Source organism: Brevibacillus humidisoli (assembly GCF_020923435.1).
Lineage (GTDB): Bacteria > Bacillota > Bacilli > Brevibacillales > Brevibacillaceae > Brevibacillus_E > Brevibacillus_E humidisoli.
Genome location: NZ_CP087263.1, coordinates 4,019,364 through 4,035,636 on the forward strand (window position 1 = coordinate 4,019,364; position 16,273 = coordinate 4,035,636).

Here is a 16,273-nt window from a genome sequence, read left to right on the forward strand (position 1 = left end):
CGCAATATGCTGTAAAAAAAGACAAACAGGGAAAGACGACGGAATCTTTCCCTGTTTGCTGACCTAGTGTAAAACAACGTATGCAGTTGTATCGTTAGTTTACCTGAGTTGAAATGCTGGTACAATCGCTTTCACATTTTGTTCACAGACCGTTCATTTTTGGCATCCAGGTGCTCATCGAGCAGAGCAGCTACGATGCCAACGCTTCTTTTAATTCGTCTGTGGAGTTTTCCCACATCTGCGGGTTGTGTGTCATCAACAGCTTTTGTAATGCCTGTTTAGCCGTTCCGTCTAATTCCGAGACCATGATCCGTCGCTTCATCGAGTAGTCCATCCGGTTGACGTGTTCCGGCAGCAGCTTGTAACCGCGTCTGGCCTCGCGATCAATTTCCATGTAGCAAGCGGTGACCCCTGCGTAGTAGGGGCCTTTTTCATTGCGATCAACCGTCACCCATACAACCCAATACGGTTTGCCATTGGGCACTTCTTCCTTGTTGGCCGTCCACTTGATTCCTTTTTCAACTGCACTTTTGGCATGCAGGGCGCCCATATCGATATAGGCTTCGTCCCCATCAATAATCACCGATGAAACAGAACTGAGGTCGAGCACTCCCTGACCGTACCCGCCGTGTACATCGGTGGTCTGGCTCATGATTGTAAACCCGCTTTTTTTCTTGTTATTTAACAAGTCCATCCTGCACATCCTCCATACTCCAGTCATTCTTGTTTCTATTGTACCCTGAAAGCTGTCGACGGTGCAATTTCTCTACTGTATGATCCCGTCCGTAGGATCAGCCAACGACTTGACCGGATTACTGCTTATCGTGCAGGGAAAGCGGCGTTGTCGAGTGCTGCCGTTCTACTACCAACTGTGATCCCCTGGCAGAACGCTTCATTCCACCAGACTGCGCATCCCTGATCTTCGGCTGTGGACCGCCTGCTTTGGGGATGACGACGATCACATTGCCATGAAACTCCACTTCAAACGGATCGGTCTGCGGGATCTTCTGCTTGATCGACGCTGCCTTCATCGCCGCCGTCCGAAAGCGCTGCCCCCCAGCTTCAATCGTCACCTCTGGAAAGGTACCGTCCCTGTTGTAGATGACGTAATAGTCGAAAGGCTTTGTGGAGAGAGGTGAATCGCTCATCCCGGCTTGAACCGTTTCCACTCCCAGCAAGAGCTGGATTACTTGCTGGATCACGCGGGGATTGACCGGGAGTTTGGCGTGTGTTTCCGCAACATAAAATTTTTTGCGAATGTTGGCACCAGAGTGGTTGGCGCTGTGAAACGGAACCGTCCCATCTCCCTCTGAATCGTACAGCGGGAGGTGCCACTCGCTCCGTGGAAACAGGTTGTACCCCTGTAGGGTTGTGTGTCCCTGCCCAATAATAGAATACTGCGATACCTGTATTTCAGTTTGGTCCCACTTCCGATGCAACAGATCGCCCTGGCGCACCAGCGGGGCATACGGCAGTTGGGCAGCCGGATGGTTATAGATACTCTCGTAATCCAACGCTTCACGTCCACCTTTGTTTGGCCTATAGAGATCCGGCATTGTGTACAGGTAGCTTTGCCGCTCGACGTACGCCCTCGATGGCAGCAGTTGGTAGACAGCAGGAGCGTACATAGCGATCTGTCTCCCGGTTTCCGGACTAAAAATGAGCGGAATCCCAAAGTCGTATCCGAACTTGATCGCTTGATAAGCGCGGGGTGCTCCCAGAAACGGCGTGCCTAGATAGATCAAGCGTCTCGTTTTGGGCTGATAGGCCGGATAAGAAAGCAGCATCTCCCGCGCCAGCAGTCCACCCATGCTGTGGGCGACCAACTGTACCTGCCCTGCCCCCGATGCTCTCAGTGCTTCATCGACCCGTTCTCTTAACCGTACGGCGTTTTCAACGTTGCTCAGTCTCCAGTCATACGGATGAGCAAACAAAGAAATGCCTTTCACATAGCCGATCTTCTGCAGGTGTTCCGCCAGGCTGGCAAACTGTTCGGTATGCTGTTTGAGCAGCGAATCATAGGACAAAAAAGCGGTAGCCCGAAACCCGGCATCACCCGTTTCAGGGGCGATTGTCACCCCCGGTTCTCGCTGGACCATCTCTGTACTGCCTGGTTTTTTCGGGACGAGCGGAAGGACTCGTCGGTGTACGGCAAGGATCCGATCAACCGGCATGTTGGCGATGTCGAGCCACGCTTCCTTGCTTTTCCCCTCCTCAGTCACCATCAGCCTTGATCCGCCAATGCCAGGAATCAGAATCACCGGGATCGTCTGAATACGGCTGGTCAGGGTGTAAGACTGTGCCGTAAACGAAGCGGACTGTATCGACTCAATCTTGATGTAATAGTTGCCAGGGTCACCGTGAAACAGAAGTGTCTTCTTTTTCTGCTGATCGACCGAACGCGCCAGCACTCTGCCCCTCCTGTCGAGCAAAGACAAGATGAGATCCTTCTCCTGGGCTGATTTCAGGCTTACTTCGATGGTTGAGGCGAGCCTGAGCGTAAACGTGTAATAATCGACGTCATCCTTCTCATGGAGGGTTGCTGTCAGGCTGTTTGGGGTCAGTCTGTTTTGGGTCAACCTGTCATCGTAGGGAATGGCAGTAGAATCGTCCAGACGGTTATTGGCTTCGAATCGATCTGGTCCGATCGTAGATGAATCCTCTTTCGATGCGGCCACATGCACATCCAAGTGGTAGTAGTGTTTCGTATCGTATTCAAATCCCTCTGCCGTGACAGCGATGTAATACCATCGATCCTGCTCGACTCCTTCTGCTTCTACCTGCTGGCGCTCTCCCCTGCCGTCCGACTGATCCAGGATTCGCTGCTGATCATCGTACAAGGAGAGCACGTAATGCCGCCCCGGTGGAATATCTTCCAGTACGGCGATCAAGGTCCCCTCTTGAGAGGCCTTTACCTTCCAGTAATCAAGATCGCCGCTTTTCGAGATTCGACCGTAGGCTGGTATGTCTGGAAACGTCCAATCAGCGTAACGGGGGGTGTTGTTCGGCTCCATCTCATAGCGGTAACGATCGTGTTGACGCTGAGACAGGCTGCTCCTGCGCTCTGCCGACAAGGTCGGTGAGACCGCTGCTGCCTGCTCTGTTGAAGCATCCCACTGCGGTTGTTGCCTGTGAAAACCTGCTGGATCGTTCCCCCCAACCGCACGAACCTCTGCAGCTGACATCCCCATAGTGAAATGAAGTTCCAATAGGGCGACAAGGACCAGCGTCATATATCGTAAACTCTTTCTTTTCAAGACAAAACCCCCCTTGTCTTCTCCCTTTACACCGTAGAAAAAGACAATAGGGGGTGCAAACATATTTTCTTACGATTTCTTGCATCTGTTATTGTGTCGTGTGATTGCGGATGCCCTGCCGCTCCCAGGCGTTGGCGATAATCCGAAATACGGTACGGTAATCCTGCTGTTCGTGGCCGGTATAAACGGATTTGTCGGGATAGACGAAGCCTTTTCTGACACCAAATGCGAATTGAACCGTGAAATGGACGGCATAGGTGGAATCCTTTGCAAATCCTCTCTGCTTGTCGCCCATCAACGGTATGTCTACCCCCACTTCACGCAGCCCCAGTTTCTCCACGGAATGCTGGGGTCCGCCCCAGAGTGTGTTGCTCTGCTGCTGTAAGGCAAGCGTGGAAGCAAGCATGTCGGAAGCCCGTCCTCTCTCTGATATCCAAGCCGTTGCAGAGAGGATTTGCGGATATTGTCCGCTGTACGGGTGTCGATGTCGTGCGTCCAACTGCACTCGGGTCAGGATTCGCTCACCAGCGTAAAAGTCGTTGGGTTGACTTGCCGGATATCGGTCGCGTGCGTGGTACTCCGCCCATTCAGCGGTATGGGCTAACCAGCCTCTGGCGTTGGGTTCATACACCTCAAACAACGCTTCATCGCCGAGTACCGTAACCGTAAACGTACCGGAGATCGCATCACTGTCTGTTCCTGGCGTACACACCCTCTCCTGATCGGGAAGCGGATCTCCCGTATCCGGGTCCACAGCCGCCTCACACATCTCATAGGAGACATCGATCTCTACCTGATAAGGTACGGTTATCACAAAACTATCCACTGTGGCCCGATAGTTCTCCGAATGAAGCGATTTCCCCCATGTTGTGATCGTAGGGCGAATCGTTCCTGTGTACGTGTGAGATTGAGTCTGTCGTTTCGGCTGGAGGGAAAAGGTCTGGTCAGTTCCTGGCCCCTCTAGGCTTAATCGCAGAGTCGACGGCCACTCTGTCGTAGGGCTTGTCTCTGAATTCCAGACCGGAGGCGAGATTGTAACCATCACATTCTCATATTCCGGACCAGAGTATCTGCTCTCCCACTCGTTTTTTTGCTCGGTTGCCTTTTGATTAATCTGGTCATCGATCTGGGAAAATGCCTCCCGAATCTTGTTCTGATCAATCGTCACCTCGATTCGCGCCGGCTCACGTTCCCACACGCCATCCGCCGCGTCACGAAGCATACGGTTGCGGGAATCGTAGATACGGATCTCGACCTCGCCGCCATCTAGATCGCCGCCAGGATCAGGGGTTTCGTTTCCTGTAACCACGACGGTCACGCTGTATTCACATCCGACATTTAATTGATCGAAACTGTCTTCATTAACGACGCCTTTGATGTGATACGTACCAGGTTCTACATCAAACATTGCGTAGAGGCCCTCTGCAGGACTTTCATTGGATCGAGTACCAGTCCAATCGGCTTTGTAAAAAGCCCCCTCCCATTGGTTGGGCCAGTAACCCACGAACGCAGCAATTGTATCCACATGCTCGGCTTCAACAGTAACGGTTTTCCCGTCTTGATTTAAGATCCACTGGGTTTCTCCCTCGAGTACAACACCGACATGGAGATATCCGGTACAAACTTTGTCTGTCAAATGAATGATCATGTACTTGGTGCACGGCTCTGTACCCGTATCAATCTCCACGATCAGGTAGTACGTTGTGACCGATGTATCCGTAAACCGATACGAAAACTCTACTTGTCCACTTTCTGTTTCAATGGTGGTCCCTGTGAATGACCCACGTTTCAGTGTCCAATTGGCGTCTGCATCCTGCATGTTGAACCTGGCACGAAAGAGTGTCTCTTTACCGGATTTTAAGATATTAATCTCATATGGAGCCGATAGCGAACCGTCTCCGTCACCTTCATCAAGTGCGATTCCATCATAGAAGGCACTAATGTAGGCATCACTACAATCGACGGGTTTCACGTTGACCTTGATGTAGACGATACACGTTTCGGAACCGACATGGACGGTAACTCGAAGCGTATAGCTTGCATCAGATGAGTCACTAAAGGTGTGCGAGAACGGGTTATCGTCGTTTACAATCCGGGAGTAGGTCGATCCATCCTTGGTCAGCTCCCAATCAGCTGTGACTCCCTTGTATGAACTATCATAGAAAGCAGTAAAATCTACGTCGTATCTGCCCCCCAATCGTAGATCCAGCTCATAAGGATTGGATTGCGTACCTGTTCCTGTCATGGAGACCCTATCTCCATCTACTTCCGCCTTAACCCACACATCATCGCAGGAGAACTCTCCCATACTGATCTCGATATACCTGATACAATCAGACTGGTTGGTGTAGTTTACCTTCACCACAATCAGATGAGGCAAAGTGTCTGTATCCAGATATTTTATTGCGCTGTACAGCCTATTCTCTCCCCCACTCCAGCTGTACTCCCTGGTAATGTCGGTGCCGTTCTTATCATAGATGGTCCATTCCTCTGGAATATTCCAGCTCTCGCCATTGTAAGAAAGGCGAACACCGTAATCTTGTTCCGGATTGGCCCCGAATGGAATCTGTAATCGATAAGGAGATGACTGCGTACCACTGCCGGACATGGACACACTGCGACTTCCGACAAATCCCTCCACCGTCACCTGCTCACACTGATACGAATCTTCCACTACCACAAACATCTTCCAGGAGCAGCCTTGCTCGATCCACGATTCACCTGATTTGCTGTTCGGATCAAAGGAGATCCAGATCTCATACGTCCCCATCTCTTCGTCGAACCGGTCATAAGTAAAGACGCTGGTAAGGTTATCGTCATAATGGCGGATCTTGCCACTCGGTGTTTTCATATGCCAGAATACCCTTGCTCCCGTTCGATCTCCTTCTTCATCAAGGTAATAAGCATCCAGTCGCAGGTAGGTTCCTGGGCGGATATAGATGGTATCCCCATCTCCAACCCGTTCAGTCTTATCATCGTTGCGATTGAGCGAATACTCGACTTTTGGACAGGAGTATGTATCCTCCGCTGATTGCCAACCAAATCGATGCTCCCAGCATTGGCCTTCTTCACTGACGAACTTAATCGTAAAAGAACCTTCCGATGCGCTAACGGGAATACTGAACGTCTCCTTGTTTTCAGCGACTATGCTGCCGTTTTTGTAATAGGTTCCTTTCACTCCCGGCCAGAATTGAAGGGTGTCCGTATCTCGTTCTAATGCATAGAAGCCGCCACTCTCCAACACACGCCGGTTATGCGGAAACGGGTCCACCGGCATTTGGAATGTCGATAGCTCAGGGTCGCATTCATCGTCAGGAACAGTTGGGACGATACTTTTTTGCCAACAATCGGTTCCATCTTCTGATAGATAATAAACCGTTGTTGGACCCGTGATCGGCACACGAAATGTCTGACTAACCCCTCCGAAGTCAACGCCATCTACTTTTAGTCTACCCGGCTTATCAAACGTCAGAGTTACTTCATCACTTCCTTCGGGAAGTTCAAACGTTCCCATCGATGGAACGGTGCTGGAGGACTCCCCCGCAGGCTTGATTGTTCCCCAGGTGCCGGATGCGGTGGGGTCACACTCTCCTTCTACGGTATAACGGACCGTGACATATGCTTCTCGATGAAAGTCATCCAACACACGGAACTTTACTTCATGGCTCATACCAGGCTGTAAGCTGGCAGGGTTACTGATCGTAAATGAATGATTGATTTGATAAGAACCGGCTGCAGAATCATTCGTTACGATGCCAAGGCTATCGTCTTTGAACCCATCGAAGTAGACTTCCAGTATGTTACGAGTCGGGTTTATCCCGTAGACCGTTTGTGTGATATTTACTTGGATTGGACCCGCATCGGCTTTATGGATATAGTTCGTGATCAAGGGCGAATGATTGTCCCCCTGATTGTTCCGAGCAACTTCTACGCCGTTAAACTTGATCGAATTTATCAACGGCTTTGGAGTCGTATCCCACTCCGTTGTGAACAACGGGTCGGAAACACCATCTCCCGTTCGGCGTTCGTTCGGGCTTCCACCACCGCTGAGACGGACCAGGCTTCCAAAGTCTACCCATTCATACCGTTGTGCAACGGAAAAACTTTTGATAATCGGGACTCTTCTGCCCGGATTGTCCGGGTCAGGCTCTGTCTGGCTCTTTCCTTCTCTCCAAACCCAATCGGGATTTCCGTTAGCTGCAGCCACTATCATCTTGACAGCAGACTCTTCCCACGGTACCACGTGATAACCTGACCTACGGCTTAAATCCCATTCTCCTTCTCCTTGTGACGAATCGGGCCGCAGGTCAAACGTAACCCCGTTAAGAGAGTTACTGACAGCTCCTACAAAGTTGTCCTTGTGCCAGAGATGCCAAGCCTGCCGAGTATCGGGGTTTTCCAAGCCAGTTGGCCGCAAGTCACCTGTAAAGCTATAAGTCCTATCCTTGCTGTATTCAAATGGTCCATAGGCCGGTTCCGTAGCCGCAGTAACTGAGATAGGAATTGTAACTGTACTCGTTAGTAGCAATGAAAATATTAACAAACAAGTGGTTGTTACTTCAAAAGCTCTTTTCATATCTCCCTCTCAATTGACCATTTAGCTTCTAAAGATGGGACAATGACAGAAACACCACCTACGCCCACTTCCCCTCTAAAGACAGACATTGCAAAAAAACCACCTTGCCCATGCACTTGTATCTTGAATTTTTCACCTGCCTTGTACCTGTCTTGAAGCTCGATTACATCAAACTTTCGATTGCCCCAAAGTCCATCGCTTTCATCGTAGTAATCGATTTTCAACTGATACCCGTCCGGAGTCTTCGGCATAACAGCTTCCACGTATCCATTCTTCACTTCAATGCTGTTCACAAAGCTGACCATTGCCGCCTCTGCAGCCGGATTTCGTTTGTGCAGTTTGCTATCCGTTCGTTCAGGAAGCTCAGGCAGAGGCGTGATGGTAACAAGCCGTTCCTTCTCGTCCCATTTCACATCCTGGTTAAACGCCTCGCTGACAAAACGCAACGGAACGTAGGTACGACCATCATGAATCACGGGGGTGGCATCCATGTAAAACGTGCGGTTGTGTACATCAACCTTCTTGCTACCGACATACAAAGCAGCGACTTTCCCTTCCCTCTCCATCCGCACCTTCCGCTTCACCGGGTCCCACGTCACTTCCGCCCCCAACGCCTCGCTCACAAACCGCACCGGCACCATCGTCCGATTATTCGTAGGATCTATGTAAGGCTTGGCATCCGGAAACTCGATCATCTTCCCATCCACCTGCACGCGGATCTCCGCAGGCGACTCATCGGCAGCCGCAGCAGCAGAAGCAAATAAGATCCCAAACACCATAACAACAGCCAATGCAAGGTTCATCCATGTTCTCATGACGCATTCTCCTCCTGTGGAATCAACTTGTGATACCGGTACAGCTCATCCATCTTGCGGATCAGCGTCGCCGCATCCTGATACGTCACCAACGCTTCCCCGTCCTGTTTGATCCAGGATTGCACCTCTTCAAAGTTGGTCAGCTGCTTGTTCGCTTTCGTGTTGATCGCCAGCATGACAAACTTCACAGCCTCATCCGTGGTGATCGGCTCATCCGGCTTGATCTGGCAAGAGCAATCGATTACTCCCTTTCCTTTGGCCAGAGCGTACACATCGGCCGCCCAGTGATTCTCCGCCCCTTTTGGCACGGTTAAGCCGGTCTGCCACTCTCCATAGCGCTTCATCACGCCGTTCAAAAACTCGGCTTGGGTAATCTGTTTTTCTGATTCGATCCCCGCTTTTAAATAGCCCTGCTCTTGCGCCCATTCCAGGTCGCTCCTCTCCATCACCGGAGATGCAGGATCAGCGTTCCCACTCCAAAAACCGACCAAAAAAGAGCAAAGAATCACAAGCGCAAGCACAACCCATTTGACTGTTCGCTTTCCCTGACTGCTTGCTTGTTTTTGCTTGGCAGTGTACATGCCCGTTCCCCCCTCCATAAACATTACTGTTTCTCTCGGAACCTGCTGGCTCTAGCCATCCCCTGATTCTCTCGCAATCTCTTTTCACAAAACCAGCTATCCATACTCACGCCAAGTGAACCGAAAAAGAGAGCAGCCTGACAACCTGACAATGAGAAAAAAGATCGAAAAACACCCCGATTCAGGAAAGATTAAAAATCCTTAATCAAGAACCGTTCAGAATGCTTACAAAACGCTTGCAGAACACCCTACTAGTTTCATCGGATTAATCTTTCTTCCTCTTCTTACCTTTCCAAGTATAACCTTATAAATATTTCCTCTACTACGGATGGTAGGAAACATGAACATCTACATCCTATCTCCTTCCAGTGAGACAAAAAAAGCTCAACAGGACATGACGTCCGTCGAGCTTCATGCATAAACACACATAAGATGATAAGACCGATTGTCAACCACGTACACTTGATTCTGACTAGCAGAAACTGCTGCAAACCAAACCGCTCCCGCTTGCGGTAGAGTTCCCACGCGCAGCGGAGCCTCCCACCCCACAGCCACTGCTGGCGAAGACGCAACAAGCGTATTACGCTATATGTATCACCCGAATCTCTTCAATGAATGCGAGCGCTCTATCAATCTCCTCTTCGGTATAGCGCTGCTTGCTTTTGAGCGTAAACACCTTCGTTTTCATCTCGTCGTAGGGAAGATAGTCAAAGAAAAGAATGGTCGAGACTAGCTCCAGAAAGCGGGAGTTCTCCTCGTTCATCCGCCGAAACAACGGTTCCCCACCGCCCAGATCAACATCCTGGTGCTGCAGAAACTCGCGTCCCGCATCGTTCACCGTGTAGCGGTAGACTTCGATTGCTCCCTTGCTCTCTTTCTGTTCGTCGAGCAGCCCCAGGCTGCACAGTTCGTCGACCCGTACGGTCAGTTCTTCCGAATACGGTCCGTACATGTGGAATTCGAACCGATCGTCAAAGTCGACTTGCATCTTTTTTGCGATGTAGACCATCTTGTGCAGCTTCTTGCGCCCTGTCACCTCGCCTAGTACCTCGACCAGACGTACGATCTTGGCGTGTCCTTTAAACATCTTGCATCACCCCTAGACGTTCTCGAATCGGGCCGGACAGATGATCCGGCAAAGCCATCACGGCATCCATGGGAAAATACAGTTTATAGTCAAACCGCCGCTTCCCGCTGATCGACTCCACGATTTCCGACTTGCGGGACAGCTCCTGCAATTGCCCCGATGGCATCAGCAGCATGATCGGGATGCGCTCCTGCTCTTCTCCCGGACGGTAAAAGTCATACGGCAGATCGGATGTGGAATCTACCTCTACATAGTACATCGGATCAATGCCAGCCTCAGCAAACCGTTTCTTCATCTCTTCCACCTGCAGAAACTTCTTAGAATCTAGTTCGACGTATTGAAAGAGATTCCTGTCAAGAAACCGCTTGCACAGGTCAGATAAGATCGGATCAGTTTCTTCCCGCCACTGATGCATGTAAAAGAAGACGACGGTCTCATCTAGCGCCAGATAATCCTGCAAAAGGATCTGCTTACGGAAGAACGGCAGGAAGTGAAGCGGCTCCATGCCAAACGCATAACCCTGCTGATGCAGATGCTTGGCCCGCAGAAAAATCTTGCGAAGCACCACTTCCGCACTGCGTGTCACCGGATGAAAGTAGACCTGCCAGTACATCTGGTAGCGAGACATGATATAATCTTCGACCGCGTGCATCCCGCTCAGCTTGATCACCACACCGTCCTCGTGTGGCCGCATCACCCGCAAGATTCGCTCGATATCAAAGTTGCCGTAGTTGACACCAGTGTAATAGGCGTCACGCAGCAGGTAATCCATCCGATCGGCATCAATCTGGCTGGAAATCAGGCTGACGATCAGTTTGTTTTCATAGGTTTTGGCGATCACTTCGGACACGTCCAGCGGGAACTGCTCGTCCACGTTGCGCAGCACCTGGTTGATCTCGGTATCACCGGTGAGTATCCTGCGGGTCCAGTCCTCGTGATCAAAACGAAACACTTTCTCAAACGAATGGGAAAACGGTCCGTGCCCGATATCGTGCAGAAGCGCCGCACACAGGCAGAGCAGCTTGTCCCGTCTCGTCAGTTCAGCTCGTCCCTCAAATGTCTCCAAGATCCGGCGCATGATCTCATAGACGCCGAGTGAGTGGTTAAACCTGCTGTGCTCACCGCCGTGAAACGTCAGGAAACTGGTGCCCAACTGCTTGATTCGACGCAGGCGTTGAAACTCGCGTGCATTGATCAGATCCCAGATCAGTTTCTCCCTCACGTGCACATAGCGGTGGACCGGGTCTTTAAACACCTTCTCTTCGCTTAACAGCTCAGCCATCTCCATCGGGACGCACTCCCTCTCCAACTCTCTCGCCATCTACTACCCATACCATACAGTATAGCAAAATTGTTTGAGACATCACCAACCCATTTGGGAAGGGGGGTAGAGCCATGACAGCACACGAAGAAATAAACTTGATGATTCAGTTTGGAATCTTCGTAGTTGCACTAGTTGCTTTTGTCGCGTCCCTGTCGAACGGCAGAAAAAAGTAGATCACCCTTGAGCCTGCAAGCGATCGGGTGATCTACTACTCGGTGAACCGCCCCTCCTGGGGAGACATTGAATAACAATTCGTCCAGGCTACACTTCTGCACCCGTAGACGGGCCATCCAGACCGAGACGTGCTGCTTTACGAGCCTTTCGTTTCTCTTTATAGGCTGCCAGTACCGTATAGAAGGACGGCACGACGATCAGCGTCAGCATCGTCGAGAAAATCAGCCCGAAGATGATCGTAATCGCCATCGGTTCAAACAAAACGTCACCCGACAGCGCCAGCGGCATCAAGCCTGCTACTGCCGTCATCGTAGTCAGCAGAATCGGTCTGAACCGCGCTTCGCCAGCTTGGATGACCGCTTGTTTCAGTTCGACACCCTCGCGTCTGGCCTCTTCCACAAACTCGATCAATACGATCCCGTTGCGTACGACAATCCCCGCCAAGGATATCACACCCATCATCGTCATGAAGCCAAGCGGCGTCTGTGTAACAAACAAGCCGATCAAGCTGCCCGCTGACGATAGGTATACCGTACTCATCACCAAGAGAGGCAGGCTGAGTGAGTAGAATTGCATCGCGATCAAGATTACGATCAGGAAGACCACGACGACAGAGAGCTTGCCCATGTCGATGAACACATCAGTCTGTTCCGAAGTTTCCCCTGCTACTTCCCAGCGATACCCGTCAGGAAACGAGATCTTTTCTACAAGCGGTCGAATCTCCTGCATCACTTCTGTCGCCGTACGCCCTTTCACATCACTGTATACGGTAACAGACCGGGACAGATTGTGATGCGGAATCGACTTGATCGCAAACCCTGGCTTCATCTCGACGATCTCGGACAGCGGGATTTGCTGACTCATCGCGTTGGTCACGGATAGTCGTTGAAACGCGGCAAAAGGTTCGATCTGTGTCGTGTCGGCGTACAGGTTGATATCGATCAGCTCAGTCCCCGTATCAAACTCACTGACCGTGATTCCCTCATTCATCAGCCGCAGTGTTCGGTTGAGCTCGGCCGCGGAGACCATTTTCTCATCCATCAGCGCCTTGTTTACCTCAAACTCGATAGCGTAACGCTCAATTCCCAGATTATCCTGCACGTCGAACGTACCGGGTACATCGGCCACGATATCCTTCACCTGTTGAGACAGCTTGCGCAGCGTGTCCAGATCGTCGCCAAAGATACGGATTACGACCGGGCTGCCGACGGGCGGACCTGCTTCCAGTTGTACCGGGATTACGCTTGCTTCCGGAAACAGCTGCCGGAACTGGTCGCGCCATTCCTCGACCGTTTGGGCGACATCCCGTCTATCCTGATCGACGGTGACGACCAGCTGCCCTAGTTCAATACCGGTTCCTACTTCTGTATCCCCGCTGAACATCTTGGGAGCGCTGCCGCCAGCGTAGGCGGCAACCGCCTCGATTCCTTCCTGCTGACGAATCCAGTCGGACACACCGCTGACGACGCGATCCGTCTCCTGCAGACTGCTGCCAACCGGAAGGCGGACATTGACGAGAAACTGCGCCCGATCGTCAGGGGGAAACAGTTGAACTGGGGTAAACGGAATCAATCCGTACGCGAGCGTGCCGATCAGCACGCCAATCAATCCGGTACGCAGCGGTTTCGCTAACACCTTGGGCATCAGCCGCTGTGCATACCAGTCGGTCAGCGAGGAGATCTGTTTCCCCAACAGACCCGCCGGTTTGCGATATCCTTCCACTCCCCGCTTGCTCCGTTCTTCACGCCACTGCCGGTAGATCGGGATGATCGTCAGAGACATCACCATCGAAGCAAGCATCGTACTGGTGATAATAACCGGGACCGGCTTGATAAACTGTCCTACATTCCCTTCCAGGAAGAAGAGCGGGCCAAACGAGGCAATCGTCGCTAACGTAGCCGTGATAATCGAAATCGACACTTCCCTGGCACCGTTTACCGCTGCCGCAAAGGGACGCTCTCGCAGGACAGAGAGCCTGCGCTCGATATTGTCGTTGACGACAACCGCGTCGTCGACCAGAATCCCCAGCACGATGATCAGCGCGGCGATGGTGATCATGTTGAGGCTGATCCCCAGAGGCGGCAGCAGCAGCATGCCAACCGACAACGATATCGGGATGGCCAAAGCGACCACGAATGAAGTCGTAAAGTTAAGCCCGAGTGTACATACCAACAGTACGGCGACAATCGCGATCAGCATCTCCCGCGAGAGATCGCCAAACATCTCCTGCACCTGCTCGTTTTGGGTAAATATCGAATGAAACTCCGCCCACACAGGCAGTGTCTCTTCCAAGTTCTCGACCATGTCATCTACTTTTTCCTGCAGGGAAGGCACGTCGCTGCCAAACTCCGCATTGATGCTGATCGAGACGGACGGCTTTCCATTATAGTAGGAAAGAGAGTTGATCTTTTCTGTGGTCAGCACCACCCGTGCGACATCTTTCAGATAGATTGGAAACCCTTCCCGGGACTTGGAGACGATCACGTCTTCCAACCGCTGTACATCGCGCGACTCGGATAGCTTCAACTGGTACGTGCGTTCTCCCACATCCAGATCACCCAGCGGCACCCGCTCGTTTTCCGCCTGGACAGCCCCCAGCACCTGTGTCCAAGAGATCGCGTACTGCTGGAGCTTTTGCGTGTCGACGTCAATCCGCACCTCTTGCTCAGGAAGTCCCTGAATCGTCACATCAGCGACGTTGGGGATGGTCCTCAGTTGTTCTTTCCAGTTTTCCAGGGTATCCCGCAAACTGTAGAGCTGTTCTGTGGAATTGGCAACGATCGCAAACGTCTGAATAAACGTGCGGTTCAAATCATCATTGATCACCGGTTGGTGGGCATCTTCCGGGAGATCTGCTTCCGCATCCTTCACTTTTTTCCGCAGTTCATCCCACTTCTGCTTGGGATCTACGCCGTTTTCCGCCTCAATGATGATCGACGAGACCCCCAGGCTGGAGGTAGATTGGATCGACTTCAATCCCTGTAGTTCGTTAATCTTTTCCTCCAACTTTTTGGTGACCGTCTGCTCCACCTTTTCGGGGGAAGCTCCCGGATATACCGTCGTAACGGTCGCCATGTTGACGACAATCTCCGGCATCTCCTGCCGGGGGAGCTGCAGAAAGGAGAGGCTCCCAATCATTAGCAGCATCGTGAAAAACAGAAGGGTAATCTTTCGCTTCTTGACGATATAAGAGATCACCGTTACTTACCTCCTGCTGCCGCTTCGACTTGATCACCGTCAAACAGGCGGTCCGCTCCTTTGACGATCAGGACGTCTCCCTCTTTCAAACCGCTTGTGATCTCCAGTTTGTTGTCAAAAAGTTGTCCAACCGAAACCGGGGTTTTCACGGCTTTTCCGTCTTGGAGCAAAAAGACATGCGGGGTCTCTTCACCACGGCTCAGGACTGCTTCGATCGGGACGTAGATCCCCTCACTCCCCGTAATCGTCCGGTTGGCTGTGACCACTTGCCCCACATACCAGTCGTGCTCAGGGTTAGGCACACTTACCTCCACACTGATCGTTCCCGTGTTTTGGTTGGTGGCCGGCAGAATGTTGGTAACCGTCCCTTCGCGAGTCTCACTGTACAGCGATAACGTAACCGTATCTCCCTGTTTCCACTCGGATATCTCCCGATCCGGCACAGGGAGCACCACTTTCAGCATGTCAATGTCGCCGATCTTGTAGACGGGTGTGCCGACACTGATCAGTTCACCCGGTGACGACAGTTTGGCGATAACGGTTCCGCTGATCGGCGCCTTTAGTTCCGTCTTGGACAGGGTAAGGGCAGCCTGTTGTTTCGCCAAGAGTGCCAACTCATAAGAGGACCTGGTTTGCTCGCGCACCTCCGAACGGGCCCCCTGCGTGACCAGCGAGTAGGCCTGCTGGGCTGTCAGCAGATCCTTCTCAGCGAGGGTCAATCGGTTTTGCGCGTTTTCGTAATCGTTCTGGGAGACCGCTTTTTCCTCGTACAGCTTCTCGATCCGCTTGAAGTCACTCTCAGCTTGCTTCCATGCGACCTGGGCCTTTTCAACGGCTGCCTTCGCCTGGGCAATCTCCTGTTCCCGTGCACCGTTGTTCACCTGCTGCAGCGTAGCCTCCGCCTGTTGGACGCTTTCACTCGCCTGGGCCAGCTGCAGCGAATAATCGCTGGCGTCCACCTGCCCCAGCAGTTCTCCTGCCTCGACCCGATCACCTTCCTCCCGCTTCAGATCGACGATCCGTCCCGGAACCTCAAAGGCAACCAACGTCTCCTCGTTCGGCTGCAGTGTTCCGGACAGCTCGACAACCCGTACGGCCTGTTCCCGTTTTACCGGAACCACGGCTACCCGTTTCGTTTCTTTCGGTGCAACTGCCGCAGGCTGACTGCTGCATGCGGTCAAGACCAGCAAGGTGAAAATACTGAATAAAACCGGAATACGCTTACTCATGACAACCTCCGCTCCCATCGTATGATGCTCCC

At 52.0% G+C, this 16,273-nt stretch carries 10 protein-coding genes; 1 reads left to right on the plus strand and 9 read right to left on the minus strand.

Features of this window, described 5'->3' with window-relative positions; all coding sequences use genetic code 11:
- Positions 1-190 precede the first annotated feature (190 nt).
- The 7 genes from LOK74_RS19630 to LOK74_RS19660 all read right to left on the minus strand — a co-directional run bounded on the left by LOK74_RS19630 (position 191) and on the right by LOK74_RS19660 (position 11,604).
- Complete coding sequence (locus LOK74_RS19630; RefSeq protein WP_230043681.1) at positions 191-694, minus strand: YwhD family protein; 504 nt, start codon at positions 692-694, stop codon at positions 191-193.
- Positions 695-812: 118 nt separating this feature from the next.
- Entirely contained in the window at positions 813-3,257 is a 2,445-nt protein-coding gene (locus LOK74_RS19635) for a lipase/acyltransferase domain-containing protein (protein ID WP_230043682.1), read from the minus strand.
- Positions 3,258-3,345: 88 nt separating this feature from the next.
- Complete coding sequence (locus tag LOK74_RS19640) at positions 3,346-7,470, minus strand: hypothetical protein (protein WP_230043683.1); 4,125 nt, start codon at positions 7,468-7,470, stop codon at positions 3,346-3,348.
- Positions 7,471-7,829: 359 nt separating this feature from the next.
- Entirely contained in the window at positions 7,830-8,648 is an 819-nt protein-coding gene (locus LOK74_RS19645; protein ID WP_230043684.1) for a copper amine oxidase N-terminal domain-containing protein, read from the minus strand.
- Positions 8,645-9,229, minus strand: a complete 585-nt coding sequence (locus LOK74_RS19650; RefSeq protein ID WP_230043685.1) for a hypothetical protein — start codon at positions 9,227-9,229, stop codon at positions 8,645-8,647. The genes LOK74_RS19645 and LOK74_RS19650 overlap by 4 nt, the downstream gene beginning before the upstream one ends.
- A 580-nt stretch (positions 9,230-9,809) precedes the next feature.
- On the minus strand, positions 9,810-10,316 hold the full coding sequence (locus tag LOK74_RS19655) for a YwgA family protein (RefSeq protein WP_230043686.1): 507 nt from the start codon (positions 10,314-10,316) through the stop codon (positions 9,810-9,812).
- Entirely contained in the window at positions 10,309-11,604 is a 1,296-nt protein-coding gene (locus LOK74_RS19660) for an HD domain-containing protein (RefSeq protein WP_230043687.1), read from the minus strand. The genes LOK74_RS19655 and LOK74_RS19660 overlap by 8 nt, the downstream gene beginning before the upstream one ends.
- A gap of 107 nt (positions 11,605-11,711) precedes the next feature.
- Here LOK74_RS19660 and LOK74_RS19665 point away from each other — a divergent pair, with 107 nt between their 5' ends.
- A complete protein-coding gene (locus LOK74_RS19665; RefSeq protein WP_230043688.1) occupies positions 11,712-11,813 on the plus strand; it encodes a putative holin-like toxin in 102 nt (33 codons plus the stop codon).
- An 88-nt stretch (positions 11,814-11,901) separates the two neighbouring features.
- Here LOK74_RS19665 and LOK74_RS19670 read toward each other — a convergent pair whose 3' ends face one another.
- Together LOK74_RS19670 and LOK74_RS19675 are read right to left on the minus strand one after the other, a co-directional pair.
- The gene (locus LOK74_RS19670; protein ID WP_230043689.1) at positions 11,902-15,012 is read right to left on the minus strand and encodes an efflux RND transporter permease subunit; all 3,111 of its coding nucleotides are present in this window, start codon (positions 15,010-15,012) and stop codon (positions 11,902-11,904) included.
- A gap of 2 nt (positions 15,013-15,014) precedes the next feature.
- Positions 15,015-16,241, minus strand: a complete 1,227-nt coding sequence (locus LOK74_RS19675; RefSeq protein WP_230043690.1) for an efflux RND transporter periplasmic adaptor subunit — start codon at positions 16,239-16,241, stop codon at positions 15,015-15,017.
- Positions 16,242-16,273: the final 32 nt, after the last annotated feature.